This is a genomic window from Lysobacterales bacterium (genome assembly GCA_016703225.1).
Taxonomy (GTDB): domain Bacteria; phylum Pseudomonadota; class Gammaproteobacteria; order Xanthomonadales; family Ahniellaceae; genus JADKHK01.
On record JADJCM010000001.1, the window covers coordinates 972,688 to 999,249 of the forward strand.

Genomic DNA, 26,562 nt, shown 5'->3' on the forward strand with positions numbered 1-26,562 from the left:
TTGTCCCACGTGCGCGTTCAGCGCTGCTCGGCCGCGGCTTCGACCGCCGGCGCTTCCGGGGGCCACGCCTGCCAGACCCAGAAGCCGAGCGCGCTGCACAGCAGGGCGGCGCCGAGGACGTTGCGCGCGCTGCCGATGCCGTCTGCCGGCAGGCCGTGCTTGCGACCGCTGAACATCGCCGCCACCAGGTTCTCGTGGTGCAGGCGGCTGCTCGCCAGCACCCCGACCACGTGCACGCCGACGACCAGCAGCATCAGGCTGGCGGCGACCTCATGCACCTCCTCGAAGCCGTCGCCGAGCCATTCCTGGTAGGTGACGATGCCGCTGGCGGCGACCGCCACCGCCAACGCCAGCAGGGCCAGGATCGCCCAGCCGCCGGCGGGGTTGTGGCCGACGCAGTGCGGCGGCGTACCGGACCAGAGTCCGCGCAGGTAGCCAGCCAGCGCTCGTGGTCCGCGCACGAAGGCGGCAAAGCGCGCATGACGCGTGCCGACGAAACCCCACAGCACGCGGAATGCGACCAGGCCGGCGAGCGTGTAGCCGAAGGCAACGTGCAGCAGGCGCTGACGTTCGCTCTCGGCGGTCAGCCAGGCGCCGGCGAAGCAGATCACCATCGCCCAGTGGAAGACGCGCACCGGCAGATCCCAGACCAGGATCGACGCCGGGCGCGGTTTACTGTTTCGGGATTCGGACGTCGTGTTCATGGAAGACTCCTTGGTCTGCGGTGCGGTGACAGGCGGTGCAGTTCGAGGGCTTGCCGATCAAGGGTCGCTGCCAGGTGCTGGCACGGATGCCGTGGTGCTGGCGCTCGAACCAGCGCGCACGGGTGATGCGATCCTCGGGCGGTGCTAGGTCCGGCGCGAAACGCTTCGCTGCACCGGCGTTGGCGACCAGCCAGGTTTCGATCTCGCGGGCGAGCGCCGGCGCAAGCGCCGCATCGGTGCCGAAGTGGCGGTCGAGGCCTCGCATCAGGCGTTGCCAGGAGGCAGCCGGCAACATCTTCGGCAGGAATGCGGCGTGGCAGGCCGCGCACTCTTCGAGGTAGGCAGGCTTCGGAGACTGGGCGACGGAGGATTCGGCTCGCACCTGCGCCTGCGCCTGCGCCTGCGCCTGTGCCGGCGCCGCCGCCGCCGCCATCGGCAGCATCAGGCAGAGGGCGGCAAGCGTGAAATGGACTCGGCTCATGGCTGCGCTCCGTGGGTCAGGACTTGAGGCTGGACAGCCAGGCGATGACATCGGCCTTCTCCAGCACCGAACACTCGCGCCCGAGCACGTCGTTGCAGTTGCGGCGGAACCACTTCTCGACCTTGGCCGGGTCGGTGAAGCGCTGCGGGTTGGCCGTGGGTGCGAGCGGGGCGATGGTCTTGCCGGTGCTCGCGTGGCGCCCGGGCACGACCGGCCGGTCGCCGTGACAGGAAGAGCAGCTCCAGTCGCTGCCGTGGCGTTGCGTGAACAGCTGCATGCCACGGTTCGCGTCGCCCTTGGCCTTGGCCCCGGCCTGTCGGGCGTAGCCATCGCCGAGCTGCGCCGGCGTCTCGGCCTGCGCGCCGAGTGCGGCGAACAACATCAGCAGGGGCAGGGACGCGGCCAGCGCGTGGCGGATCGAAATCGAGCGGGTGTTCATGGTGCCTCCGGGTGTCGGTACTGATGCTCCGATCCGCGGCTTAGGGTTTTCTTAAGTGCGCGGCGCCCGGTTCAGCTGCGGTGCGGCTACTGCGCTGCGTCGTGGCCGGGGCTTGCGTGCTCGACGCGAACATGCGATTGGCAGGTGGCCGACCGGAGTGCCGCATGCCCGACGCCCTTGCCCTACTTGCCTCGCGCCAGCTGCGCGAGGGTTTCGACGACTACAACGCGCGCTTCGCTGCGATCACGCGCCGCGCCCGCGCGCGTTTCGAGCAGCGCGAATGGGCGCCGATGCAGGCCGACCTGGTCGAGCGCATCGAGCTCTACGACCGCTGCGTGGCCGAGACCAGCAACGCGCTGCTGGCGACGCTGCGCGAACGCGCGCACGAGCGTGCTGTGTGGTGCGCGATCAAGCCCGCGTTCGCGCAGGCGATCGCCGGCCTGCTCGACGGCGAGCTGTACCAGACCTTCTACAACACGCTGACGCGGCGCTTCTTCAAGACCCGCGGCGTCGATGCCGACATCGAGTTCGTGGCGCTCGCGATCGAGCCCACCGACCGCATCACCCATCCGGTCGCACGCCACAGCTACTCGGTCGGCGACGCGCTCGCCGATAGCATGGACCGGCTGCTCGAGGACTATCCGTTCGCGGTGCCCTACGCGCAGCGGCGCGCCGATGCCGTGGCGCTCGCAATCGACCTGGAACGCCGTCTCGCGCACTGGGGCGAGCGCCCGGTGCGCGCCATCGAGATGCTGGAAACCGTGTTCTACCGCGAGCGCCGCGCCTACCTGGTCGGACGCGTCTTCGGTGCCGATCGCTATGCGCCGATCGTGGTCGCGCTGCGTCACCGCGCCGAGGACGGCGGCATCGTGGTCGACGCGGTGCTGACCGAGCGCGACGACGTGGCGGTGCTGTTCGGCATCACCCGCTCCTATTTCATGGCCGACTTCGAAACCGTCGGCGACGCCGTGGTGTTCCTGAAGACCCTGCTGCCGCGCAAGGCGATGGACGAGTGGTACGCCATGCTCGGGCGCCTGAAGCAGGCCAAGACCGAGCGCTATCGGCACTTCTTCCGCCACTTCGAACAAAGCCCGGAGTGCTTCGTGCACGCGCCCGGCACCAAGGGCATGGTCATGGCGGTGTTCACGCTGCCCGACTACCCGCTGGTGTTCAAGGTGATCCGCGACCACTTCGCGCCGCCGAAGACGATCGCGCGCCAGGACGTGGTCGCGAAATACCAGCTGGTGTTCAAGCACGACCGGGCCGGGCGCCTGATCGACGCCCAGGAGTTCCGCCACCTGCGCTTCCCGCGCAGCCGCTTCGCGCCGGCGGTGCTCGACGAATTGCTCGGCGGCTGCGCCGAGTCGGTGGTCGCCGACGGCGACGACGTGGTGCTGCTGCACTGCTACGTCGAGCGCCGCCTGCAGCCGCTGAACCTGGTGGTGATGGCCGACGACCGCAAGGCAGCGCGGCGCGCGATCCTGGACTACGGCCAGGCGATCCAGGACCTGGCCAACGCCAACGTGTTCCCGGGCGACCTGCTGCTCAAGAACTTCGGCGTCACCCGCCACGGCCGCGCCATCTTCTACGACTACGACGAGCTGTGCCTGGTCACCGAGTGCCGCTTCCGCGAACTGCCGAAACCGTCCAGCGACGACGAGGAAATGCACCAGGGCGCCTGGTTCCACGTCGACGACCACGACGTCTTCCCGGAACAGTTCCCGCAATTCCTCGGCCTCTCCGCCGACGACCGCGCCGCCCTGCTCGTGACCCACAGCGAAATCTTCACCGCCTCCTGGTGGCGCTCCCTGCAAGACCGTTTCCGCGCCAGCGACCCACCCGAAATCGCCCCGTATCCGGAGGCCTTGCGGTTGCGGTAGGAAAAACGGGGTGGAAAACGGGGTCAGAACACTTTTCGCCCCACCTCAACGCTGCGGCGGCACCTCCGGAAATGTGTTCTGACCCCGCTTCTCGAGGCGGCTGCGGGCGAGGCGGGTTCTGGGGTTGTCCTCGCCCTGGGTCTGGCGCAGGGTGGCGTGGGCGGATTCGAGCAGAGCGCGGGCCTCGGCGGAGGCGGGGTCGTGATGCGCGAGCCACGCACCGAAGGCGCTCTGGGTGAGCGCGGTGAAGAAGTGTCCGCGCGGCAGATTCGACTCGCGCAGGCGCAGGGCGCGCCGGAACAGGGTTTCGGCGTCGGCGTGCGCGCCGCGAGCAGCGGCGACTTCGGCCTGCGCGACCAGCACCGTCGGATAGTGGTCGTACTTCTCGCCGAAGCTGCGCTCGTAGATCGCCCGGGCGGCCTCGGCGTTGCGTGCGGCGCGGTCGATGTCGCCGAGAGCGAGCGCGAGCAGGGCCTGGTTGCGCAGGTTGTCGCCGAGCCACAGGTGGGCGTCGCCGAGCGTGTGTCGGAACAGCGCTTCGGCGCGCGTCAACTCGGCGTCGGCGGCGGCGAGTTCGCCGGCTTCGACCAGGAACCCGGCGTGCACGGTGAGCGCGAAGCCGTAGTCCGGCATCAGCGCCCGTCCGGGGACGCTCTCGAACGCGCGCACCGCCGCCGCGGCTGCGCTCAGCGCCGCGTCGAAGCGGCCCTGGTCGGCCAGCGTCGAGGCGAGCACGCTCTGGGTGGTGCTGATGCGGAAGAAATCCTCGGGCGCGAGCGCGTCGGCGAGCCCGAGTGCTTCGCGAAAGTGCGCCTCGGCCGCGGCCGAATCGCCCAGCGTGCGGCGCAGGTAGCCCCAGTAGTTGAGTGCGGTGACCAATGCCGGCGCGTCGATCGCGCCGTCGGCAAAGGCGGCGCGCAGGCGCGGCAAGGTGCGCGCGAACAGCGCGTCGGATTCCTGCAGCCGTTGCTGATCGAACAGCGTCGCCGCCTCGTCGGCGTCGGCCAGCAGCGGCAGCGTCGGGTGCGCGGCGAGGCGGCTGCGGATGGTGTCGACGCGCAGCCCGAGCAGCGCGCTGGCGTCGGCGTAGCGGCCCTGCCAGCGCAGGTTGTCGCTGATGATGCGCGCAAGCTCGACCTTGACCTCGGGGCGCGCGTCGAAAGCGCCGGCGGCGAGCTGGTCGCGGATGCGGTCCATCACCGCGGCGATGGTGGTGGCACCGGAATCGGCACCGGCGACGGAAGGATTGGCGTGGCTCAGCAGGTGCGCCATCACCTCGCCGACATCGCGCGCATTGTTGCGCTCGCGCTCGGCGATCTCGGCCTCGCGCCGCGTCGCCAGCAGGCCGCCGACCAACGCCACGAACGCGACTGCGGCGGCCGCCATCGGCAGGCGATGGCGGCGCAGGAACTTGAAACCGCGATACCAGGCACCGCCGCCACGCGCGCGCACCGGCTCATGCGCCAGCCAGCGCTCGAGATCGTCGGCGAATTCGCGCGCCGAGCCGTAGCGGCGTTCCACCTCGTAGCTCAGCGCCTTGGCCAGCACGCGATCGAGATCGCCCTGCAGCAGACGCCGCCACGGCCGCGTTTCGCGTTCGCCGACACCGATTTCGGCGACCACCAGCGCGCTGCTCGCGCGCGTGCGCAGGCCGCCGCTGAGCAGGGTCGGGATCTCGTGCAGTTGGACGCGGTCGACCTGGAATGGCGCCACCCCGGTGAGCAGTCGATAAAGCAGCACACCCAGCGACCAGACATCGCAGGCAGTGGTGAGCACCTTGCCCTCGAACTGTTCCGGGCTGGCGTAGCTCGGCGTCAGCGGGCCGATGCCCTTGGTGATCGAGCCCGCCTGCGCGTCCTGGCCGAGCGCCTTGGCGATGCCGAAGTCGACCAGCTTGACCTGGCCGTCGCGGTTGACCATCACGTTCGACGGCTTCAGGTCACGATGCACGATCAGCGCACGATGCGCGGCATCGACCGCTTCCAGCACCTGCAGGAACAGCTCGACGCGGGCACGCAACGGCAGCGCATGCTGGCGGCAGTGCTCGTCGATGGCGACGCCGTCGACGTACTCCATCACCACATACGGCTGCCCGGCCTCGGTGGTGCCGCCGTCGAGCACGCGGGTGATGCCGGGATGTTCGAGCGTGGCCAGGAACTGGCGCTCGGCATTGGCACGCGCGACCGCGAGCGGATCACCGAGCACGCCGGCCATGATCTTGATCGCGACGCGATGTTCGTAGACGCCGTCGGCGCGTTCGGCCAACCACACCTGGCCCATGCCGCCGGCGCCGAGCGATTCGATCAGCCGGTAGCGCCCGAGCCGCGCCGCGCCGTCGACGGCCATTGCCGGCGCGCCCGCGCCCACGCCGCCGACGCGGGTGCGCTCATCGCTGGGCAAGCGGGTGAAATCGACTGGCACGTCTTTGGCGCTCATCCCGACGACAACTCCCTGCACAAATCGCCGCGCGAGTTGGCCTCGATCCCGTCGGCGACGGGGAATCTTGCGCGCAATTGTGGAGCGATGCTCCGCATTTGCAAGGATGGATCAGGCCCCGACCGCCGACCGCCACGCAGCCGCACCATCAGCCGTCGAGTATTCGCCCGGCAAGAAGGCAATAGTGGCCCGGCGACCGCAACCGCAACCGACACGCTGCCCGGGAGGCGGAACCTAGAATAATGGCGGTCGTTATTTTAGGTTCGACCCTCAAACTAAATTAGCTGCGGCGGAGCTCGCGACCCACTACCAGACTCGGCGTCGCCTCGCCCGACTGGGATGGGCAACCCGGACACCGGAGGATGTCGCACCCTCTCCCATCGGTTAGATTGAACCGTGGTCAGACAAACCAGGCGAGAAGCACTTCGCCAACCCGGCGACGAATCCGAAATACACGCCCATCAAGGCGCCGGACAGGAGCCCGCTCCAGACCGAGGGGACGGCCTTGAACTCATGGGGCGGCAGATATGCGTGAGCCAGGAAGCCCAGCGCCATTCCGAACAGGCTCGCGACCAGCACCGAAAACAGGATGACGAATGCGGGTCGAGCCAGCCCTGGCCTGCTCACGGAGAACATGACGAGTGGCGCGAAGACCGCGAACCAGAGCGCCGAGAGAATCACCGACGGCATAAGCACTGCAGCGTATAACAACAAGGGGCCAACGAGCTCATGCTTCCGGGCCGCCGCGATCAACACCAGGGGAAGCGGCAGCGCGAATGCGGTGACGACCGGAGGAGACAGCAGTCTTCCGAACCATGTGACTGATGGACGAGCTGAGACCTTCATGGCAGGCCCGACGCCCCCTCCACCCGCCCTCGCGCCACGATGTGTGGGTGATGCGAGCCCGCGTTTCGGTGATCGGCCGGTCGCATGCTCAGACTCGCTCGCGCAGAATGACGATCTCTGGCCACGTGTCGCGGCACGCAGCCGACACGTCTCGAAAGTGCATGTGGTCGTAGGCAGAACCCATGCGCTCCATTTCCTCTGCCGCGTGGACGACAAACCGTGCCAACTCGCGAAGTGACGCTGGCTCGGCCTCGATGAGTATCTCCCCGAGTGCCAGCGCGTTCGCGCCATCAGGAGCGCCGTCAATCCATCCGAGTGCCTTCATGACCAGGTCCAAAGCCGTCGCCCCGACGAAGTGTCAGGATCTGCGGAGAGTCTGCGGCGCTCGGTGAGCGGGGTCAACGAATTGCAGGCGGTCGCGGGGGCGGTGGCGCATAGGCCATGCGTTTATCGCGGCGACAGCGGCGCTGCCGTAGCATCCGCGACGTCCGATCATGGACGTGTGGAGATGGCAATGCTGACGTTCCTGCTCTGGTGCCTGCTATTCGTGCTGTGCTGGCCGCTGGCCCTGCTCGCGCTGGTGCTGTACCCGATCGTGTGGGTGCTGTTGCTGCCGTTCCGGCTGGTCGGCATCGTCGTCAGCGGCGTGTTCGAGTTCCTCAAGGCGCTGATCCTGCTGCCGGCGCGCATCCTGCGCGGGCCGAAGGCGTTGTAGTCGCCGCGTGCGCGGGCTGCGGCGATCGCGCATGATCGCCGCACCATGCCCGCACCCAATCCTTCCCGCCATGGTCTGAGCAGCGCTGAAGCCAGCGCTGCGCTGTCGCGTCACGGGCCGAACCTGCTGCCGCAAACGGGTCGCCGCGGGTTCTGGCGCGTGCTCGGCAGCGTGCTGACCGAGCCGATGTTCCTGTTGCTGGCGCTCGCCGCCGGCCTGTACCTGCTGCTCGGGGATCTGGCCGAAGGCTTGCTGCTCGGCGTCTTCGCCGCCGCCACCATCGGCCTGGTGGTGGCGCAACAGCGGCGCAGCGAACGCGCGCTGGCGGCGCTGCGTGCGCTCGGCGCGCCGAATGCGGTGGTGTTGCGCGATGGCCGCGTGCAGCGCGTCGCCGCGGCCGATGTCGTGCCGGACGATCTGCTGCTGGTGGACGGGGGCGAGCGCGTCGCCGCCGACGGTGTGCTGCTCGAGGTGCGCGAACTCGCGGTCGACGAGTCCCTGCTCACCGGCGAGAGTGTGCCGGTACGCAAGCGCGCGCTCGCGCCGGACGAGTCCGCCGACCCCAGCGCGCTGCCCGGTGGCGAGAACCTGGCGCAGATCTATGCCGGCACCCTGGTCGTCAGCGGCGAGGGCCTGGTGCGGGTGACCGCGACCGGCGCGCGCACGCGCAGCGGTGCGATCGGCCGCGCGCTCGAAGTGATCGACACCGAACCCACGCGCCTGCAACGCCAGACCGCGCACCTGGTGCGCCTGTTCGGACTGCTCGCGGCGCTCGTCAGCCTCGGCCTCCTGCTGTACCACGGGCTCGCGCGCGGCGCCTGGAGCGAGGGCCTGCTGTCGGCGATCGCACTGGCGATGGCGATGCTGCCCGAGGAGTTTCCGCTCGCGCTCAGCGTGTTCTTCGCGCTCGGTGCCTGGCGCCTGGCCAAGATCAAGGTGCTGGCGCGGCGCTCGGCGGTGATCGAAACGCTCGGCGCCGCGACCGTGCTGTGCGTGGACAAGACCGGCACGCTCACCGAGAACCGCATGCGCGTGCAGCTGCTCGATGATGGCCATGCGCGCTGGCATGTCGGCGATGGCGCGGCCGCACTCACCGCACCGCTGCAGCACCTGCTCGAACACGCGCTGCTGGCGACGCGCCGCCGCACCTTCGACCCGATGGACCGCGCCGTCGACACGCTCGCCAGCGGCGCGCTGGAGCAGACGCTGCTGCATCGCGAATGGCGGCTGGAACGCCAGTACGGCCTCAGCGCCGAACTGCCGGCGATGTCGCAACTGTGGCGCGACGAACACGACCGCCAGCGCGTCGCCAGCAAGGGCGCACCGGAAGCGATCGCGGGCCTGTGCCGTCTGCGCGACGACCAGCGCAGCGCGCTGCTGGCACGCGTCTCCGCGCTCGCCGGCGACGGCCTGCGCGTGCTCGCCGTCGCCGCCGGACAGGGCCACGGCGAATCCGCGCCCGCCGACGTGCGCGCATTCGAGTTCACCCTGCTCGGCCTGATCGCGTTCGAGGACCCGCTGCGCGAATCGGTGCCGCAGGCGATCGCGCAGGCGCGCGCCGCCGGCATCGCGGTCAAGATGATCACCGGCGACTACCCGACCACGGCACGCGCGATCGCGCACCAGGCCGGGCTCGACAGCGGCGCCGAGGCCGTCACCGGCAGCGAGCTTGGCGCGCTCGACGCCCCGCTGCTGCGCGCGCGCCTCGCTGCCTGCAACGTGTTCGCACGCGTCCAGCCCGAGCAGAAGCTGCGCATCGTCGAAGCGCTGAAGGCACGCGGCGAGGTGGTGGCGATGACCGGCGACGGCGTCAACGACGCGCCGGCGCTGAAGGCCGCGCACATCGGCATCGCCATGGGCGAGCGCGGCAGCGACGTCGCGCGCGAGGCCGCCGGCCTGGTACTGCTCGACGAGAACTTCGCGCGCATCGTCGACGCCGTGCGCCTTGGCCGTCGCACCTTCGACAACCTGCGCAAGGTGATGCTGTACATCGTCGCCATCCACGTGCCGATCGCCGGGCTGGCGATGCTGCCGCTGCTCGCCGGTCTGCCGCCGCTGCTGCTGCCGGCGCACGTGGTGCTGACCGAGATGATCATCGACCCGATGTGCACCATCGCCTTCGAGAACGAGGACGCCGAGCCGGGCCTGATGCAACGACCGCCGCGAGCACTATCGGAGCCGCTGATCGGCAGCGTGCATCTGCTGCTCGGCCTGGCCCAGGGCGCGGCGCTGCTGCTCGCCTGCCTCGGCGTGTATGCCTTCGCGCTGCAGGATGGCGCCGGCACCGAACGGGCACGCACCCTCGCCTTCCTGGCGCTGACCGCCGGCAACCTGATGCTAGTGCGCGCCAATGCCAGCCACCACGCCGGTGCCGCGGGCTCGCGTCGCGGCTACTGGTGGATCGCGCTCGCTGCCGGCAGCACCGTGGCCGCGTGCATCGGCGTACCCGGCCTGCGCGAGCTGTTCGGGTTCGCGCTGCCGCCGCTGGCCGCGGCCGCGCTCGCCATCGTCATCGGCGTCTGCGGCGGTGCCACGTTGTTGCCGTTCAAGCGCCTGCCGCGGGTGCGGGCGTGGCTGTCGGGGCATCCGCACTGAGCGCATCGACGCGGCACAGGCCGCCGACCACGCGCTGCACGCAGCCCTGCGTATCACGCAGCACGGCCACGCGCTCGTGTACCGCGATCTCGCCGGCCGCGCCCGCACACCAGCGGTAGTGCCCGTTCCAGCTCGGCGCACCTGCGCCCATTGCCCGCTCCAGCGCTGCGGCGACGCGCGCGCGGTCGTCGGCGTGGATGCGCGCCAGTCGCTGCGACTGCGTCTGCGGCGCGGTCGCCGCGAACACCGGGTCGGACGCACTGAAGCTGAGCTCGTCGCTGTCGGCACTCCACTCCCAGAAGGCGTCGAACAACGCCGTCGCGGCGCGCTGCAGGCGCGCGAAGGCGACCTGCGCCGCGTGCTGCTCGCTGATGTCGCGGCTGGTGCCGAAGGCGAGCGTGGCGCGCCCGTCGGGGCCACAGACCACTTCCCAGCACTGCTCGACATGCTTGATGCGGCCATCGGCCATGCGCAGCCGATGCTCCACCCGGCGCGGCCCGCCGCCGGGGCGACGGATCGAGTCCTTGTAGGTGCTCTCGATGCGCTCGCGGTCGTCCGGATGCACGCACTCAAGCGTGCTCTGCAGGTTCGGTTTGAAGCGCGCCGGGTGGGTCTCGAAGATGCGGTGCATCTGCTCGGTCCAGTACACCTCGTCGCTGTCCGGGGACGATTCCCAGCTGCCGACCTTGGCGATCTGCTGCGCCACCAGCAGGCGCGAACGTTCGCGCTCCAACGCGCGCAGCAGCCGCTGTTGCTCGTCGGCCTGGGCGCGCAGCCGCACCGCCGCCGCTCGACTCGCGGAAATGTCGCGGGTGATGCTGAGCACGGCCTGCACCGAGCCGTCCTCGGCGCGCAACGGCGTTGAATGCGATTCCACCCAACGCTCGCCACCGCGCAGTCCGAGCAGGCGGAACTCGAGCACGCCGGTGGCGCCGGTGCTGGCGCGCAGGTGCAGGTCGACGAAGGCGACGCGGTCGCCCGGATGCACCAACTCCAGCACCGGGTAGCCACGCACCGCGGCCAGGTCCTCGTTTTCGATCATGCGCAGCCCGGCCGGATTGATGTCGAGCAAGGCACCGTCCAGCGAAACCTGCATCACGCACTCCGGCTCGCTGTCGATCACCGCGCGCAACCGCGCCTCGCCAACGCGCAATGCATGCTCGGCGCGACGGCGTGCATCGAGGTCGTTGCGCAGCTCGCGGCGGCTGCGCTCGAGTTCCGCAGCACACGCCGTGAGCCGCTGCAGCAGCACGCGCTGAACCTGTTCCGGCACCTGTTCCGGCAGCACCTGCAGAACGGTTGGCGCCGCCAGCACGGTGGCCACGCGTGCCAGCAGGATCGGCGCGGCGCAGGGCCAGGCGAGAAAGGCATTGGCGCCGAGTTCGACGGCGAGCCGTGCGTCGTCGCGCCCGGGGTCGGCGACAACGTGCAACACGAAGCGCTGGCCGCACAAGTCCGGCTGCGAGCGCCAGTGACAGAGCAGGGCGTACCCCTCGAGCGCGCTGCGTCGCAGCTGCACCAGCACCAGATCGGGCGCCTGCTGCAGCGCCACGGCCTGCGCCTGTGCTGCCGTCGCCGCGATCAGCACGCGGTGACCCTGTGCCTCGAACAGGCCGACGACATCGGCCAGTGCCGCGTCGTCCTCATCCACCACCAGGATGCAGGCCAAGCCCGACCTCAGCTCTCGGTATCGGGCGCGTCGAGCGCGCTCGGCAAGTCGATGATGAAGCGCGCGCCGGCGCCGGGCGTGCCCAGCGCCTGGATGCGGCCGCGGTGCCGCGCCACAATGCGGCGCACGATCGCCAGGCCGATGCCGCTGCCCTCGTATTCGCTGCGCGAGTGCAGGCGCTGGAACGGCGCGAAGATGCGCTCGGCATGTTCCTGCTCGAAGCCGATGCCGTTGTCGGCGACCTCGATGCGCACGCCGGGCACGCCGTCGAGGTCGATCAGACTGCAGACCACCGCGATCTCGGGGCGCACGCCCTCGCGGCGGAACTTGAGCGCGTTCGCGAGCAGGTTCTGCAGCAACTGGCGCATCTGCGTCGGGTCGGCGCGCAGGTGCGGAAGCGGCGCCACCTGCACCTGCGCGTCGCTGGCGCGGATGCGCTGTTCGAGGTCGTTGAGCACGTCCTTGCACACCTGCGCCAGGTCGACGTCGCGAAAGCGCGCGCCGCCGGTGTTGATGCGCGAATATTCGAGCAGGTCGTCGATCAGCACCTGCATGCGCCCGGCGGCCTGGTGCATGCGATCGAGGTAGTCGCGACCGGGCTCGGGCAGCGCCTCGCGGTAGCGGCTGACCACCAGCTCGGAAAATGCGCGGATCTTGCGCAGCGGTTCCTGCAGGTCGTGCGAGGCGACGAAGGCAAACTCGCGCAGCTCCTTGTTGCGCTGGTCGAGATCGGTCAGCGACTGGCGCAGGCGAGCGTCGGCGAGCTTGCGTGCGGTGGTGTCGCGCATGCTGCCGACGATGCGCTCGACGCGGCGGTCTGCTGCGACGATCGGCTCGGCATGCTGGTGCACCCAGCGCACTTCGCCGTCCGGGCGCAGGATGCGGAACTCGCTGCTGTTGCGCTCGCCGCGCAATTGCGCGTCAAACGCCGCCAGCACCGCCTCGATGTCGTCCGGGTGCACGCAGTCCATGTAGGCGTGCGGGTTGTCGCGGATTTCCGCGAGCGGCCGCCCGAACACGCGCTCGAAGGCCGGGTTCATGTACAGCATGCGCCGCGCCGCCGGGTCGTAGTTGTAGAACACGTCGCTGACGTTCTCCGCCATCTCGCGGAAGCGTTCTTCGCTCTGTTGCAGCAGCGCATTGCTGCGCTTCTCCGCGGCCTCGGCGAGCTTCTGTTCGGTGACATCGCGCACCGTTCCGAGGACGCGCACCGGCGCGCCGTCGAGTCCCGTGAACACCTGCCCCTGCGCCTCCAGAAACTTGCAGCGCCCATCGGCGAACGGCACGCGGTACTGGATTGCCGCCATCGACAGCGCCGGCTCGGTGATCGAGCGCTGCCACGCCTCCAGCAGCCGCGGCCGGTCGTCCACGTGCAACCGCTCGATGAAGCCGTCGAAGCTCGGCTGGTGGGTAGCGGGATCGGTCTCGAACAAGCGGTGTGTCTGCTCACTCCACTGGACCTGACCGCTGGCCAGGTCGAACTCCCAGCTGCCGATCCGCGCCACCCGCTGCGCTTCCAGCAGGCGCTCGTGTTCGAGCTGCAGGGCGCGTGCCGCGGCATGCTGCTCGCTGATGTCGCGGGTGGTGCCGAACACCAGATGCGCGCGGCCGTTTTCGCCGACCACCTCCCAGCGCTGCTCGACGTGCTTGATGCGACCGTTGCCGACCGCGATGCGGTGCTCGATCTGGAATTGGCCGCCGGGGTGGCGCAGGGATTCCTTGAACACGTGCTCCGCGGCGGCGCGATCCTCGGCATGCACGCGCAGCAGCAGGCTCTTGAGGTTGGGCTGAAACTCGATCGGGTTGGTCTCGAAGATGCGGTGCATCTCCTCCGACCAGAACACGCGGCCGCTGTCGAGATCGGATTCCCAGTTGCCGATGCGGCCGATGCGCTGCGCCAGCACCAGGCGCGCGCGCTCGGCGTCGAGATCGTGCAGCAGCGCGCGTTCGCTCGCGGCGGCGATGCGGCGTACGGTGATGTCGCGGGTGACGCTGAGCACGGCGGTGACGCTGCCATCGCCCTCGCGCAGCGGCGTCGAGTGCATGTCCACCCAGCGTTCGCGGCCGCGCAGGCCAATGATGCGAAACTCCAGCACCCCGCTCTCGCCGGCGCAGGCGCGCAGATGCAGATCGAGAAAGGCCTCGCGGTCCTCCGGGTGCACCAGCCCGAGCACCGCCTTGCCGAGTACCTGGCCGGCGTCGTCGGCCTCGACCATGCGCAGCCCGGCGGCGTTCATTTCCAACAGCCGACCATCGACCGAGACCAGCTTCACGCACTCCGGCTCACTGTCGATGATCGCGCGCAACCGCGCCTCGCTGGCACGCTGCGCGACCGCGCTGCGATGGCGCTCGTCGACGTCGTGGCGCAGCTCCCGATTGGCCGCCTCGAGCTGGCGCGAGCGTTCTTCCAGCTTGCGGATCAGCACGCGGCTGTAGCGCTCCATCAGCGCCTCCTCGCCACCGACCGGCGCGGCCTTGCCCGCCGCCACCGGCTTCGGCGCTGCCAGCACCGCACGCACCCGCTCTAGCAGCAACTCCGGCTCACAGGGCTTGAGCAGGAAGGCGTCGGCGCCCAGATCGAGCGCCAGACGCTCGTCTTCCTCCTCGGTGTAGGTGGCGGTGTAGACGATGAACGGCAACGCCCGCAACTGCGGGTCGGCGCGCCACTCGCGCAGCAGCGAATAGCCGTCGAGCACCGGCATCAGCAGATCGGAAACCACAAGATCAGGCGGCGCCGCGCGCGCCTGCGCCAGCGCCTCGGCGCCATTGCTGGCGCATTGCATCTCATGGCCATGTGCCTGCAGCAGCGTGCACAGGTAATCGCGGTTCTGCGGGTGGTCGTCGACGACCAAAATGCGGATCATGACGGCGGCTCCTGCTCCGCGCCGGGAGGATGGAAACGCGAGATCTCGGCAACGAAGGTTTCGGGGTTGATCGGCTTTTCCAGGTAGCCGTCGCAACCGGCTTCCAGGCACTTTTCGCGATCGCCGACCATGGCGTAGGAGGTTACCGCGACGATCGGCACCGCGCGCGTCGGGTCGAGCGAGCGCAATGCCCGCGCCACTGCATGTCCGTCCATGCCGGGCAACTGGATGTCGAGCAGCACCAGGCCGGGTCGCGCCGTCTGGAACAGCGCCACGCCACTCGGGCCATCGACCGCGGAGACAACCCGGTAACCATGCTGTTCCAGCAGGTAGGTGAGCAGATAGCGGTTCTGCACGTTGTCCTCGATCAGCAGGATCATCGGTTTCATGTCGCGGGCGCCGTTAGCAGGGGAAGGACGACGGTGAACTCACTGCCTTCACCGATGCGACTGAATGCGGTGATCTCGCCGCCCATCAGCCCGGCCAGGCGGCGACAGATCACGAGCCCGAGTCCGGTGCCCTCGTGTTGGCGAGCGATCCCGGAATCGACCTGGCGGAACGGCTGGAACAACTGCGCCAGATCGTCTTCGGCGATGCCGATGCCGGTGTCGAGAACGCGGAAGCGCAGCGCCGGGCGTGCATCCGGCGCTGCACTCGGCACCGCGCCATTCGCGGCGCTTGGCAACCAGGCTGGTGCGGCCTCGACGCGCAGCGTGACGCCACCGCGATCGGTGAACTTGATTGCGTTGCTCAGCAGGTTGAGCAGGATCTGCTCGATGCGGCGGCGGTCGCCGCTGATCTCGGGCAGCGTCTCGGGGCACTCCAGGTTCAGCGTCAGCTGCTTGTGCTGCGCCTGCGTCCGCACCGAGTCGAGCACCCGCTCGACCACGGTGACGACATCGACCGGCTCGTGCCGTATCTGCAACTGCCCGGCCTCGATCTTGGACAGGTCGAGCACGTCGTTGATCAGCCCCAGCAGGTGCCGTGCGCTGCCCATGACCATGGTCAGCTGCCGCTGCTGCTCCTCGCTGACCGGCCCGGCGAGCCGCTGCAGCACGATGCCGGTGAAGCCGATGATCGAGTTCAACGGCGTGCGCAACTCATGCGACATCGTCGCCAGGAACGCCGACTTGAGCTTGTCCGCCGCCTCGGCCCGCGCCAGCGCCGCCTGCAACTGCGCGGTGCGCTCCGCCACGGTCGCCTCCAGTTCGCGGTTGGCGCGCAGTACCGCCGCCTCGGCCTGCTTGCGCGCACTGATCTCGATCGAGAACACCGCGATGCCTTCCGGTACCGGGTAGCCGTTCAACTCGAACCATCCGTGTTCGCCATCCGGGAACACAAACTCGACTACTTCCTGAAACGGCTCACGCTCGAGCATGCAACGCTGCATCAAGGCGAAGGGGCGGGTCGCCTCGATCCCTGGCCACACTTCTTGCATGCGCTTGCCGATCAGCTCGGCGCTGGGTCGGCGGTTGTGGGCCTCGATTGCCGGGTTCAGGTACAGGTAACGCCAGTCGCGGCCGATCACCTGGCAGCCTTCAAGGATGCGGTCGAGCAAGTCACGATGGCGGTGCTCGCTGGCGCGCAACTGGCGGTCCTTGTCCTGCGCTTCCAGGTAACCGCTTTCGATGCGCGCGTAGGTGGCGCGGGTCAGCGCCCAGAGCAGGCCCGCAGTAACCGCCACGAACGCGATGCCCTTGTAGGAACTGATCCGCATCAGGTGGGCCGGGTCGTCCACCAGCAGCGCAAGCAGGACGTCGCTGCCCCAGATCCACAGCGCGGCGAACAGCGCATAGGCGAGCGCGATGCGCAGCGCGCGCCCGCGCAGCGAACGCCGCTCCCGATCCTTCAACTCTTGCAGTTCTGGATACAGCAAGGCACGGATGCTCCGCAGACGGCGACAGCTGGAGTCTAGGCCAAACCCGCAGCAGCGGCGCCCGGGCCGGTAAGCATTCGCACGTATTCCGAAGCAGCGCCGACGCACCTAGGCTGGCAGCCAGGATCAGGACAACGCAGGCGTCACGGGCGCCGGCCCGGTCCGCGAGGAGATCGCCATGAACGCCATCACCCAGGTGTTGCTGCTGCCGATCCGCACCGTCGGCGTATGCGCGCAGGTGATCGAACAGATCCAGGCCGCGCTCGCCGCCGCACGCGAGGCGCGCCATGACCACGACAGTCCACTGCAGACGATGCCGCTGGCGGCTTCGGCGCGCGAGCGCAAGCACTGAACCCGGAGAAGACCATGCCCCGCATCCTGCTCGTGGACGACGACATCAATGTGCTGCGCGCGCTCGGGCGGTTGATCCATTTCCTGCCGCGCGAAGTGCTGGGTGGCGAAGCCGAGGTCGAGTGCTACGCGCAACCGGAAGCGGCGCTGGCACGCGCCGCCGTCTGGGAGTTCGACCTGATCGTGGTCGACTACCTGATGCCCGGCATGCACGGCGTCGCCTTCATGCGCCGGCTCAACGCCATGCATTCGCACGCGGCGCGGCTGCTGCTCACCGCGCACGCGCGCGCCCTGGAGAAGATCGAGGCGGTGAAGGGCATCGGCCCGGTGGAGATGATGCAGAAGCCCTGGGACGAAGCCGCGCTCAAGACGGCCATCTCGCGCCTGGTCACCTGGCGTCGCGACCAACTCGCGGCCAGTCACGGAGCGGCCGCGGGCGCCTCCCCCCACAATGGTTCGCAGGCGCTTGCCGCCGCGCTCACGACCGCGCAGTAAGCTCTCCGAACCCCCGGAATGCGGGGTTTGGCAAGGGATGCAGCGATGGGCGAAAGCGCGGCAAGGATTCTGCTGGTCGAAGACAATGATCTGGTGAGGGATCACGTGAATGCGCAACTGCAAGGACTCGGCTACACGGTGACGACGGTGCGCAACGGCGCCGAAGCCCTCGCCGCCTTGCGCGCAGACTCCGGCTTCGATCTGCTGTTCACCGACGTGGTGATGCCCGGCGGCATGAGTGGGCGCGACCTCGCCGAGCAAGTCCGGCAACTGCGCCCGAACCTGCCGGTGCTGCTCACCTCCGGCTACTTCGACCGCGGCACCAACGGCGGCGTGCGCGACTGGCCGATGCTGCAGAAACCCTACGGCTTCCAGGACCTGGCACAGAAGGTGAGCGCCGCCCTGGCGACCGCACCGCCGCGCAGCAGCGGCTGAGATCCCCCCACAGGAGACCCGTCGATGGACGCCGCGGCACCCGCCAGCGCATTGCTCGCAGCGAAGACGGCGATCATCGACCGGGTGATGACCGAAGACTACGCGCGGCATCCCGAACTCGCTGCGCGCTACGGTGAGCGCGGTCGTGCCTTCTACCAGCGCGACTGCGGCCATCACCTCGACTTCCTCGCCGAGGCGGTGGCGCATGCGGCGCCGGCGCTGTTCAGCGACTACATCGCCTGGGCCAGCACCATGCTGGCGGCGCGCGGCGTGCGCGTCGCCGACCTCGCCGAGAATCTGCGCCTGCTGCAATGGGCGATCCGCGAGCAGTTTCCCGGCGCCGACGGCGCGGTCATGACCGCCCCGATCGAAGCGGCGTTGGCGCAACTGCCGCAGGCGCCGGCGACGCCGCCGTCGTTCATCGCCGGCGACCAGCCACACGACGCGCTGGCGCAGCAGTTCCTGGATTTGTTGTTGCTGCGCGAGCGCCGCGCCGCCGCCGACCTGGTCGCGACCGCAGTAACGCGCGACGGCCTGCCGCTGCAGCGCCTGTACCTCGACGTGTTCCAGCGCTCGCAGCGCGAGATCGGGCGGCTGTGGCAGCTGAACCGCATCGGCGTCGCCGACGAGCACTTCGCCACCGCCGCGACGATGGCCTTGATGAACCGCTTTTTCCCGCAGTTCGCCGCCAACGGCGCAGGCAACGGACCGCGCGCGGTGTGCTGCTGCGTCGAGGGCGACTTGCACGAACTCGGCCTGCGCATGGTCGCCGATTTTCTGGAGATGGGCGGCTGGGACTGCGACTACCTGGGCGCCAACACGCCGCGCGCCGACCTGCTGCGCTCGCTGGCGGCTGACCCGCCGGACCTGGTCGCGCTGTCAGCGACCATGACCTTTCACGTCGGCGCCGTCGCCGAGCTGATCCGCCAGTTGCGCGCGCAGCCCGAAACCGCGGGCCTGCCGGTGCTGGTCGGCGGACGTCCGTTCCTGGTCGAGGACACGCTCTGGCGCAAGATCGGCGCCGACGCGTTCGCACACGATGCCGACAGCGTGATCGACGCGGCGACGCGGCTCACGGCGCGCGGAGCGGGCCATGCCTGAAGCCTCCGGCACAGTGCTGGTTCTGGAGGCAGACGGCCGCATCGCCGAAGTGGTCTGCGACGGGCTCGGCCTCGGGCTGGCTGCGGGCGGACGGGTGGAAGCGGTCGTGCTCGCTGACGAGGCCGACAAGTACGCGCGCTTTCTGGCGGCGGCGCGCGACGGCGAGCCAGCCTTCGACTGGGCGATCAATGCCGATGCCGGCAGCGGCCCGCACACCCTGCATTTCGCCGCCTTCGGCCGCAGCCACGAACCCGTGCTCTGCATCGCCCGCGACCGCGCTGGCCTCGCCGCACTCGCCCCCATCGCTGCCTCACGCCTGCCGCCACCCACCGCACCGCTGGTGGTCGCCACCGCCAGCCACGACGACCGCGCGTTCGAGGAGATGGCGCGCCTGACCAACGAGCTTGCCGCCAGCGAGCGCCGCCAGGTCAAGCTGAATGCGCGCCTGGAGCGCACCCACCAGCAGTTGCAGGTGCTCTACCAAGCGCTGCCGGTGGGCGTGTTCCAGGTCGATGGCGAAGGCCGCGTGGTACAGGCCAGTGCCCGCTTCAGCCAGCTCAGCGGCGTCGGTGTGCAGCAAGTCTGGTTCGCGCGCATCGACGCCGACGAGCACGCCGCGCGCCAGCGCCAGTGGCTGCGCCTGCAGCAGGAGCCGCACGCGCTCGACCTGCGCGCGCATTTCCGCGGCGGCGACGGCGTGCGCCGCCATCTGCACATCCGTCTGCTGCCGCTGAGGACGTCGCCCACGCCCGGCTTCGTTGGCATGGCCGAAGACCTGGCGCCGCGCGAACAAGCCGAGGCGCAGCAGCGCGAACTCGCGCGCCACCGCGCCATCCACGATCTCAGCGCCGGGCTGGCGCAGCACCTGAACAACCTGATGGCGGTCGCGCTCGGCAATGCCGAACTGCTGGCGCATGCACTCGCCGACAACGCGCCACTGCGCGCCGCTGCCGCGCGCGGCCTGCAGGCGACCGAACTGGCAGCGACGCTCACGCGCCGGCTGATGGCCTACGCCGGCATTTCGCTGCAGTCGATGGAACCGGTGTCGGTCGACGACGAACTGCGGGCGATCATCGCCACCCTCGATGCGTCGCAGCGCACGCGCCTGCAACTGACGCTGCAGGCCGGAACCGCGGCGGTGCGCATGGAGCGCGGCAGCTTTCGCGAGTGCATCGGTGCCCTGCTCGACAATGCCTTTGTGGCGCTGGCCGATGCCGACGGGGGCGGCGTCCGCGTCTGCACTGGCCTGGAAACCGATGCCGAGTCGCAGGCCTGGCTACACATCGAAGTCGCCGACGACGGCCCCGGCATGGACGCCGAAACCGCGCGTCGCGCCCGCGAGCCGTTCTTCAGCACCCGCGACGGCGCCACCGGGCTCGGTCTGAGCCTGGCCGACGGTTTCGCGAGGCTGTGTGGCGGTACGCTCGCGATCTGCACTGTGCCCGGGACCGGCACCCGCATCCAGCTGCGGCTGCCGCGCTGCGATTCGGCCAAGCCGGCTGGTGACACAGCAAACGACAGATCGATGCCGGAGGAGAGCCCTTGAATCCCACCCCGTCCTGGGCCCAGCTGCTCGCCGACCCGGAAGTATTCGCCAGCCATCCGGACCCGATGTGGGTCTTCGAGCGGGCGACGCTGCGCATCCTCGAAGTCAACGAACAGGCGCTGCGGAGTTTCGGCTACGACCGCGAGCAGTTGCTGGCGATGCGCATCTCCGAACTGCGCCCCTCGGAAGACGTGGCCGCGCTGCAGACGGCCCTGCGCAAGGTCGAGACCGGCTACTACGAGGGCGGCGTGTGGCGGCTGCGCCGGCGCAACGGCGAGATCATGAGCGTCGATGTGCGCTGGCATACGGTCGATTTCCGCGGCGTTCCGGCGGTGCTCGCCACCCTGCGCGATGTCAGTCGCCTGCTCGAACTCGAAGCCGGGCGCGAGGAACTGCTGGCGCGCGAGCGTCGCTGGCGCGAGCAGGCCGAGGCCGCAGCCGCGCAGTTCCGCGCGCTGTTCGAGTCGGTGCCGGGCAAGTACCTGGTAGTCGCAGCGGACAGCCTCGCGATCATTGCCGCGAGCGACGCTTTTCTGGTCGCCACCCGCACGCGGCGCGATTCGATCCTGGGACACCCGCTGTTCGAGGTGTTCCCGGACGCGCCCGGTGCCGACGGCTCGAAGCGGCTGCGCAGCGTGCTGCAGGACGTCTGCCACGATGGCATGACCGAAGTGATCGGCGAGATCCGCTATCCGATCCCGCGCCCGGACGACGCCGGCGGCGGCTTCGAGGAGTGCTGGTGGAGCACGGTGCTGACCCCGGTAAAGCGCAGCGATGGCAGCGTCGTACACATCATCCTGCGGGTGGAGGACATCACCGAGTTCGTGCGCAGCGGCGACCCAGGCGCGGGCGGGCAGCCCGTGCCGGAGCACGCCGCTCCACCGGCACTGGACATGCTGCTGCACGCGCGCGAACTGCAGGCCGCAAACGTGCGCCTGCGCGAACAGGACGCCAACCTGCGCATCGCGCAACGCCTGCTCGGCATCGGTGTGTGGAAGCTCGCGCTCGACAGCATGACGCTGGTATGGACCGACAACATCTACGCCATCTACGGCACCACGCCGCAGCGTTTCGGGCACAGCTTCGACGAGTACGTGGCGCGCGTCCACCCCGACGAACGCGACGCCGAGCTGGCGCGGTTCCTGGCCTTTCTCGACCTCGGCGATCGCTACTTCGAGTTCCGCCATCGCGCGATCCGCGACGATGGCGGCATCGTGCACGTGCGCGGCATCGCCGAGATCACCGGCCGCGGTGACCAGCGCGTGCTGACCGGCGTGGTCCAGGACGTGACCGCGCTGGTCGAGGCCGACGCGAAGCTGTCCCAGGCAACGCAGTTGCTCCGCACTGCCGGTCGCATCGCCCGGCTTGGCGGCTGGCGCGTCGATCTGGTCTCGGAGCGGGTGAGCTGGAGCCCCGAGATCGCGGCCCTGCTCGATGAACCTGCCGACATCGTGCCGACGGTGCAGAAGGCGCTCGACTACTACCTGCCCGACAGCCGCGCCCGCCTGGAAGCCGCGTTCCGCCGCTGCTGCACCGACGGCACGTCCTACGACGAAGTGCTGCAGCTGGACACCGCCCGCGGGCGCCGCCTCTGGGTACATGCCACCGGCACCGCGGAGCACGACCGCGACGGCCACATCGTTGCCGTGAACGGTGCGTTCCAGGACATCAGCGAACTGGTCGAGGCACGCGACCGCTCCGACTTGCTGGCGCGGCGCCTGGAGGAGACGCTGCAAGGCATCCGCGACGGCTTCCTGACCTTCGACCGTGACTGGCGCTTCACCTTTGTCAACGATGAAGGCGCGCGCATGCTCGGCCGCGCACGCGACACGCTGCTCGATCGCAAGCTGTGGGAAGCGATCCCGGAGACCGCCGACGGTCGGTTCCGCAACGAACTCGAATACGCGCTGGAGCACCGCGAGATGGCGCGCTTCGAGCAGTTCCACACGCCCACGCAACGCTGGCTCGAGATCAGCGTGCACCCGCTGCACGATGGCGCCGCGGTGTACCTGCGCGACATCGGCGCCGAGCATGCGCGCGAGGAACAGTTGCGCGTCAGCGAGGAGCGCTTCCGCCGCGCCGCCGAGGTCACCGACGACGTGGTCTGGGACTGGGACATGCGCAGCGGCCGCATCTGGTGGAACGACGTGCTCAAGCGCAAGTTCGGCTACGACCCGAGCGGCGGCGGCTTCGACCTCGACTGGTGGGCGGCGCGCATCCACGACGAGGACCGCTCTCGCGTAACCGACGGACTGCAGCAAGTGATCGACGCCGGCGGCACGCACTGGAGCGCCGAGTACCGCTTCCTGCATGCCGACGGCAGCGAGCGCATCGTCATCGACCGCGGCTCGGTGATCCGCGACGAGGCCGGCGCGCCGCTGCGCATGCTCGGCAGCATGATCGACGTCACCGAACAGCGCCAGCTCGCCGAGGGCCTGCGCCAGGCGCAGAAGCTGGAGGCGGTCGGCCAGCTCACCGGTGGCGTCGCACACGACTTCAACAACCTGCTCACGGTCATCCTCGGCAACGCCGAACTGCTCAGCGAGCAACTCGGCAGCGAGCACCGTCTGCGCATGCTCGCGGAGATGACCGCTACCGCCGCCGAGCGCGGCGCCGAGCTGACCCGGCGCCTGCTCGCCTTCGCACGGCGCCAGCCGCTGCAACCGAAGCCGCTCGATCTGAACCGTCAGCTGGCCGGCATGGACGCGTTGCTGCGGCGCACGCTGCCGGCCAACATCGGCATCGAACTGGTGCGCGCCGGCGGCTTGTGGACGGCCGAGGTCGATCCCGGCCAGCTCGAGAACGCCGTGCTCAATCTCGCCATCAATGCCCGCGACGCCATGGAAGGCAACGGCTGTCTGACGATCGAGACCGCGAACGTGGTGCTCGACGAGGCCTACGCCGCCGCCCAGGTCGAAGTGCACGCCGGCCAGTACGTCATGGTCTCGGTCTCCGACACCGGCACCGGCATGCGCCCGGAAGTGGCGGCACGCGCCTTCGACCCCTTCTTCACCACCAAGGAAGTCGGCCGCGGCAGCGGGCTCGGCCTGGCCATGGTCTACGGTTTCGCCAAGCAGTCGGGCGGCCATGCCAAGATCTACAGCGAACCCGGCAACGGCACCTCGGTCAAGCTGTACTTCCCGCGCGCCCACGCCAATGTCGAGGCGCTTGAGAACGGCAGCGTCGACGCGCGCGCACCGCGCGGCAACGAGTTGCTGCTGGTGGTCGAGGACGACGTGCTGGTCGGCGCGCACCTGCTCGCCCAACTCGCGGAACTCGGCTACCGCACGCTTTCGGCAAGCAACGGTGTCGAGGCACTGGCGCTGCTGCGCGCGCACCCGGAGATCGACCTGCTGTTCACCGACATCGTGATGCCGGGCGGCATGAACGGGCGCCAGCTCGCCGACGCCGCATGGTCGCTGTACCCGCAGCTCAAGGTGCTGTTCACTTCCGGCTACACCGAGAACGCGATTGTGCACCAGGGTCGCCTCGACCCCGGCCTGCACCTGCTCGGCAAGCCCTACCGACGACTGGAGCTGGCGCGCAAGCTGCGCCAGGTGCTCGACCAGCCAAACGTGGCTTGATCCCTCGCTGCCCGTTCGCCCTGAGCCTGTCGAAGGGCGCTGACATCACCGGGGCGACGTTGATCTGCAGAGCACCCCTTGCGGCACGCACGGCCCGAACCATCGTTTCAATGGTCAGATTCGTATCACCGCGGAGAATCTTGGTCACCATCGGCAAGCTGACCTGCAGCTCCTTCGCCAGTTCACTGCGAGACATTTGCGATGCTTCGAGCAAGCGTGCCAGGCCGATGGCAAAATCCAGCTTTGCCACTTCGATGTCCAGCGCGCCAGACTCATGCGCGGCATTTAGCACTTGCTTCAACGAGGTGGTAGCCACGGGCTCACTCATCCTTTTCTTCAATAATTTCCAACAACTTGTCGGCCTCGGCTTTCAGATATCTCTTGCGCAGTTCGATCGCCCGTTGCTTGTCTCGGGCCTTGGTCTTCTGTGTCGACTTCTTGTCCACGTGTGAACAGACAACCAGTCTGCCCTTCGCCTCGAAGCAGTAAAGGCGCAAGTTGCCTTTGATGAATTCATAGATGTCATGTTCGGTGTCAACGCGGTGATAGAGGTCTGTTCCCAACCGCCGCGGACCTTCCAGCGGAATGCGTTCCCACAAGGCAAGAAGCCCAGTGACCGCCGCCGAATACTGCTTCGACTGGGAGTAGCGGACAAGAGCGGCTTCGATCGCGCAGGCGCCATGCGAGTCAACCTCCGCGAGGACCTTCCAAGTTCCACTGGACAGTATCTTGAGGCGCATGACGTTAACTTAAAGGTGAAGTGCGGTCAATGTTGTGTTGACGTCGGACTTGCCCCCGCTAGCCCTGAGCCTGTCGAAGGGCGAGTGCCACGCGCTGCAATCTCGCGAGTATTCGCAAACGGTCTTCGCCAAACTCAGACCGAACGGAATCTCTCGCGGATCGGCGCGGAACAGCCTCGCCCGCCCGCATCAACGCACGCGGGAATTGGCCACCGGGTAGTCGCCATTGAGGCCAGCGGTGACGCCCCAGAACGTGGCGGTGTTGGTGCTTGGGCGCATCAGGAACTGGCTCGGACCGGGCGACGGGCGCCAGACCGCGTAGTCGCTGAGGCCATCGCCGTCGTAGTCGCCAAGCACCGAAAAGTCAGAGGCGGAAAGCCCGAAGGTCACGATCGGCTGCACGACGCCGCTGCCACCGTCACGGGTCTCCCATGCGATGTTTCCAGCCGAACCGCGGGCCACTGTGGTATCGGCAATGAAGTCGCCGCTGTAATTGCCCGGGCAAACGACATCGCTGGGCGTGCCGAGCACGAAGTTCTGGTACACGCTTGCAAAGCCGGTGTAGATGGTGAAGTCGCCAGCACCGCCGGAGCCGCGTTGCACCAAAGCGTCAACCATGGCATCGCCGCTGAGATCGAAGCCGGCGGACACGTAGGCGGTTCCGGCTGCGCCGAGCGCGATGTTGTAGGTCCAGCCATAGTAGGAACTCAAGATGTGCAGTTCCGGCGGCGCCGATGGCGGCTTCCGCACAATGGTGAGGTCGTCAACGGCGTCGCCATCGAAATCGCCGCTGTTCCTCGGATCGTCGCTGGCCTGCCCGAAACTGCGTGTCCAGACCTCGCCGCCGGAACGCGAAGACGGCCGGATCATCCAGTTGCCGGCACTCCACGCCGCAGGGTCGGCGATGCGGTCGCCGTCGACGTCGAATAGATCGACGTAACTGGTGAACGTGCCGAGGGTGAACACCGGCAGCGCCGCGGCCGCGGTGCCATTGCCATTGTTCGGCAGCACCGTCCATTCGGCGCTGCCGGCGTTGTTGTGCACCATCACGAAGTCGCTGAGGCCGTCGCCGGTCAGATCAGCGAACGGCTTGTTGTAACAGCGCGGATCGACTGGCGTGATCACGCCATCGGGGGCCTCCGGAGTGCGAAAGATCCCGGTCTCGAATCCGTCGATGAACAGGCCGTCCGGCACCATGTCCAGATACAGCGTTGCGGCATTGATGCTGCCGGCATCCGGGGTCGCGGCATCGACCATCAGCAGGGTCCAGACGCCGTTGGCCTGTTCCGGCGTCAACCCCTGGAAAACGCCGCGCAACGAGGTCGGGCAGCCGCCAAGCATGGAGCGACCGGGCGAACCCGCGGACAGGGTGCGATAGGTGCCGGGCGGGATCGCCGCGTCCCCGGTCGCGACGGCAGACTGCCACAGGTTGACGGTGGCCGAGTCCCAGAAGGTGTAGCTGCCGCCGAAGTTGGAACTGTCGCCGAAGTTCGAGGAGCGGCTGGCGCCGAGCCGGCCGAACACCAGCAGCCGCGCGCGACCGTCGGGGCTGATCAGGGTCGCGTTCAGGTCACCGGCCCAGTTGTGCGTGAGGTCCATCGCGATGCCGACATTTCCGACCGGCCGGAACAGCCCGGACACCGTGAACTGCACCGACAGCCCGCTCGGATTGCCGTCCGGGATGGTGCCGGTGTTGGTGCCCGGAAAGCCCGGCGCACCGGCGCTCAGGGCACTCGCCCCGGTGGCCGCAAACAGCAAACCGATCGCGCGTCGAATCATGGTGAAGCTCCGAAGGAGGGCTGCGG

At 69.0% G+C, this 26,562-nt stretch carries 21 protein-coding genes; 9 read left to right on the top strand and 12 right to left on the bottom strand.

What is annotated here, in order from left to right; translation table 11 throughout:
- Positions 1-17: 17 nt before the first annotated feature.
- The 3 genes from IPG63_04235 to IPG63_04245 are packed head-to-tail and all read right to left on the bottom strand — an operon-like array spanning position 18 to position 1,567.
- Positions 18-704, bottom strand: coding sequence for a cytochrome b/b6 domain-containing protein (locus tag IPG63_04235; protein ID MBK6726461.1), 687 nt, complete (start codon positions 702-704; stop codon positions 18-20).
- Positions 673-1,236 carry a diheme cytochrome c gene (locus IPG63_04240; protein ID MBK6726462.1) on the bottom strand — a complete coding sequence of 188 codons (564 nt, stop codon included), beginning with the start codon at positions 1,234-1,236 and terminating at the stop codon, positions 673-675. Before IPG63_04240 ends, IPG63_04235 begins: the two co-directional genes overlap by 32 nt.
- Positions 1,202-1,567, bottom strand: a complete 366-nt coding sequence (locus tag IPG63_04245) for a DUF1924 domain-containing protein (GenBank protein MBK6726463.1) — start codon at positions 1,565-1,567, stop codon at positions 1,202-1,204. Before IPG63_04245 ends, IPG63_04240 begins: the two co-directional genes overlap by 35 nt.
- Before the next feature lie 221 nt (positions 1,568-1,788).
- Between IPG63_04245 and aceK the strand changes: the two genes are divergently transcribed.
- Positions 1,789-3,504, top strand: a complete 1,716-nt coding sequence (gene aceK / locus IPG63_04250) for a bifunctional isocitrate dehydrogenase kinase/phosphatase (GenBank protein MBK6726464.1) — start codon at positions 1,789-1,791, stop codon at positions 3,502-3,504.
- A 45-nt stretch (positions 3,505-3,549) separates the two neighbouring features.
- Here the strand turns inward: aceK and IPG63_04255 are convergent, their stop codons facing one another.
- The 3 genes from IPG63_04255 to IPG63_04265 form a co-directional block, all read right to left on the bottom strand.
- Positions 3,550-5,940, bottom strand: coding sequence for a serine/threonine protein kinase (locus tag IPG63_04255; protein ID MBK6726465.1), 2,391 nt, complete (start codon positions 5,938-5,940; stop codon positions 3,550-3,552).
- Between the two features lie 384 nt (positions 5,941-6,324).
- A complete protein-coding gene (locus IPG63_04260) occupies positions 6,325-6,786 on the bottom strand; it encodes a hypothetical protein (GenBank protein MBK6726466.1) in 462 nt (153 codons plus the stop codon).
- Positions 6,787-6,874: 88 nt separating this feature from the next.
- On the bottom strand, positions 6,875-7,111 hold the full coding sequence (locus IPG63_04265; protein ID MBK6726467.1) for a hypothetical protein: 237 nt from the start codon (positions 7,109-7,111) through the stop codon (positions 6,875-6,877).
- A 189-nt stretch (positions 7,112-7,300) separates the two neighbouring features.
- On the opposite strand from IPG63_04265, the gene IPG63_04270 reads away from it, so the two are divergent.
- Positions 7,301-7,501 (top strand): hypothetical protein, encoded by a 201-nt coding sequence (locus IPG63_04270; GenBank protein MBK6726468.1) that lies wholly within the window; start codon positions 7,301-7,303, stop codon positions 7,499-7,501.
- A 45-nt stretch (positions 7,502-7,546) separates the two neighbouring features.
- Positions 7,547-10,096, top strand: a complete 2,550-nt coding sequence (locus tag IPG63_04275) for a cation-translocating P-type ATPase (protein ID MBK6726469.1) — start codon at positions 7,547-7,549, stop codon at positions 10,094-10,096.
- Here the strand turns inward: IPG63_04275 and IPG63_04280 are convergent.
- The 4 genes from IPG63_04280 to IPG63_04295 are packed head-to-tail and all read right to left on the bottom strand — an operon-like array spanning position 10,047 to position 15,968.
- Positions 10,047-11,765, bottom strand: coding sequence for a PAS domain-containing protein (locus IPG63_04280; GenBank protein ID MBK6726470.1), 1,719 nt, complete (start codon positions 11,763-11,765; stop codon positions 10,047-10,049). The two genes, IPG63_04275 and IPG63_04280, sit on opposite strands and share 50 nt — an antisense overlap.
- Before the next feature lie 8 nt (positions 11,766-11,773).
- Positions 11,774-14,629: a PAS domain-containing protein gene (locus IPG63_04285; protein ID MBK6726471.1), complete on the bottom strand. Its 2,856-nt coding sequence runs from the start codon at positions 14,627-14,629 to the stop codon at positions 11,774-11,776.
- Entirely contained in the window at positions 14,626-15,018 is a 393-nt protein-coding gene (locus tag IPG63_04290) for a response regulator (GenBank protein ID MBK6726472.1), read from the bottom strand. The genes IPG63_04285 and IPG63_04290 overlap by 4 nt, the downstream gene beginning before the upstream one ends.
- On the bottom strand, positions 15,015-15,968 hold the full coding sequence (locus tag IPG63_04295; protein ID MBK6726473.1) for a hypothetical protein: 954 nt from the start codon (positions 15,966-15,968) through the stop codon (positions 15,015-15,017). Before IPG63_04295 ends, IPG63_04290 begins: the two co-directional genes overlap by 4 nt.
- A gap of 715 nt (positions 15,969-16,683) precedes the next feature.
- Here IPG63_04295 and IPG63_04300 point away from each other — a divergent pair.
- Genes IPG63_04300 through IPG63_04325 form a run of 6 tightly spaced genes read left to right on the top strand, consistent with a single transcriptional unit; the run spans position 16,684 to position 24,017 of the window.
- The gene (locus tag IPG63_04300) at positions 16,684-16,857 is read left to right on the top strand and encodes a hypothetical protein (GenBank protein MBK6726474.1); all 174 of its coding nucleotides are present in this window, start codon (positions 16,684-16,686) and stop codon (positions 16,855-16,857) included.
- A gap of 14 nt (positions 16,858-16,871) precedes the next feature.
- A complete protein-coding gene (locus IPG63_04305; GenBank protein MBK6726475.1) occupies positions 16,872-17,351 on the top strand; it encodes a response regulator in 480 nt (159 codons plus the stop codon).
- A gap of 45 nt (positions 17,352-17,396) precedes the next feature.
- Positions 17,397-17,786 (top strand): response regulator, encoded by a 390-nt coding sequence (locus IPG63_04310; protein MBK6726476.1) that lies wholly within the window; start codon positions 17,397-17,399, stop codon positions 17,784-17,786.
- A gap of 24 nt (positions 17,787-17,810) precedes the next feature.
- Complete coding sequence (locus IPG63_04315) at positions 17,811-18,887, top strand: cobalamin-dependent protein (GenBank protein MBK6726477.1); 1,077 nt, start codon at positions 17,811-17,813, stop codon at positions 18,885-18,887.
- Positions 18,880-20,433 (top strand): PAS domain-containing protein, encoded by a 1,554-nt coding sequence (locus IPG63_04320; GenBank protein MBK6726478.1) that lies wholly within the window; start codon positions 18,880-18,882, stop codon positions 20,431-20,433. Before IPG63_04315 ends, IPG63_04320 begins: the two co-directional genes overlap by 8 nt.
- Complete coding sequence (locus IPG63_04325) at positions 20,430-24,017, top strand: PAS domain-containing protein (GenBank protein ID MBK6726479.1); 3,588 nt, start codon at positions 20,430-20,432, stop codon at positions 24,015-24,017. Before IPG63_04320 ends, IPG63_04325 begins: the two co-directional genes overlap by 4 nt.
- A 320-nt stretch (positions 24,018-24,337) precedes the next feature.
- Here the strand turns inward: IPG63_04325 and IPG63_04330 are convergent, their stop codons facing one another.
- Both IPG63_04330 and IPG63_04335 read right to left on the bottom strand, forming a co-directional pair.
- Complete coding sequence (locus tag IPG63_04330; GenBank protein MBK6726480.1) at positions 24,338-24,757, bottom strand: type II toxin-antitoxin system RelE/ParE family toxin; 420 nt, start codon at positions 24,755-24,757, stop codon at positions 24,338-24,340.
- 189 nt (positions 24,758-24,946) lie between these two features.
- A complete protein-coding gene (locus tag IPG63_04335; protein MBK6726481.1) occupies positions 24,947-26,536 on the bottom strand; it encodes a proprotein convertase P-domain-containing protein in 1,590 nt (529 codons plus the stop codon).
- Positions 26,537-26,562 lie beyond the last annotated feature (26 nt).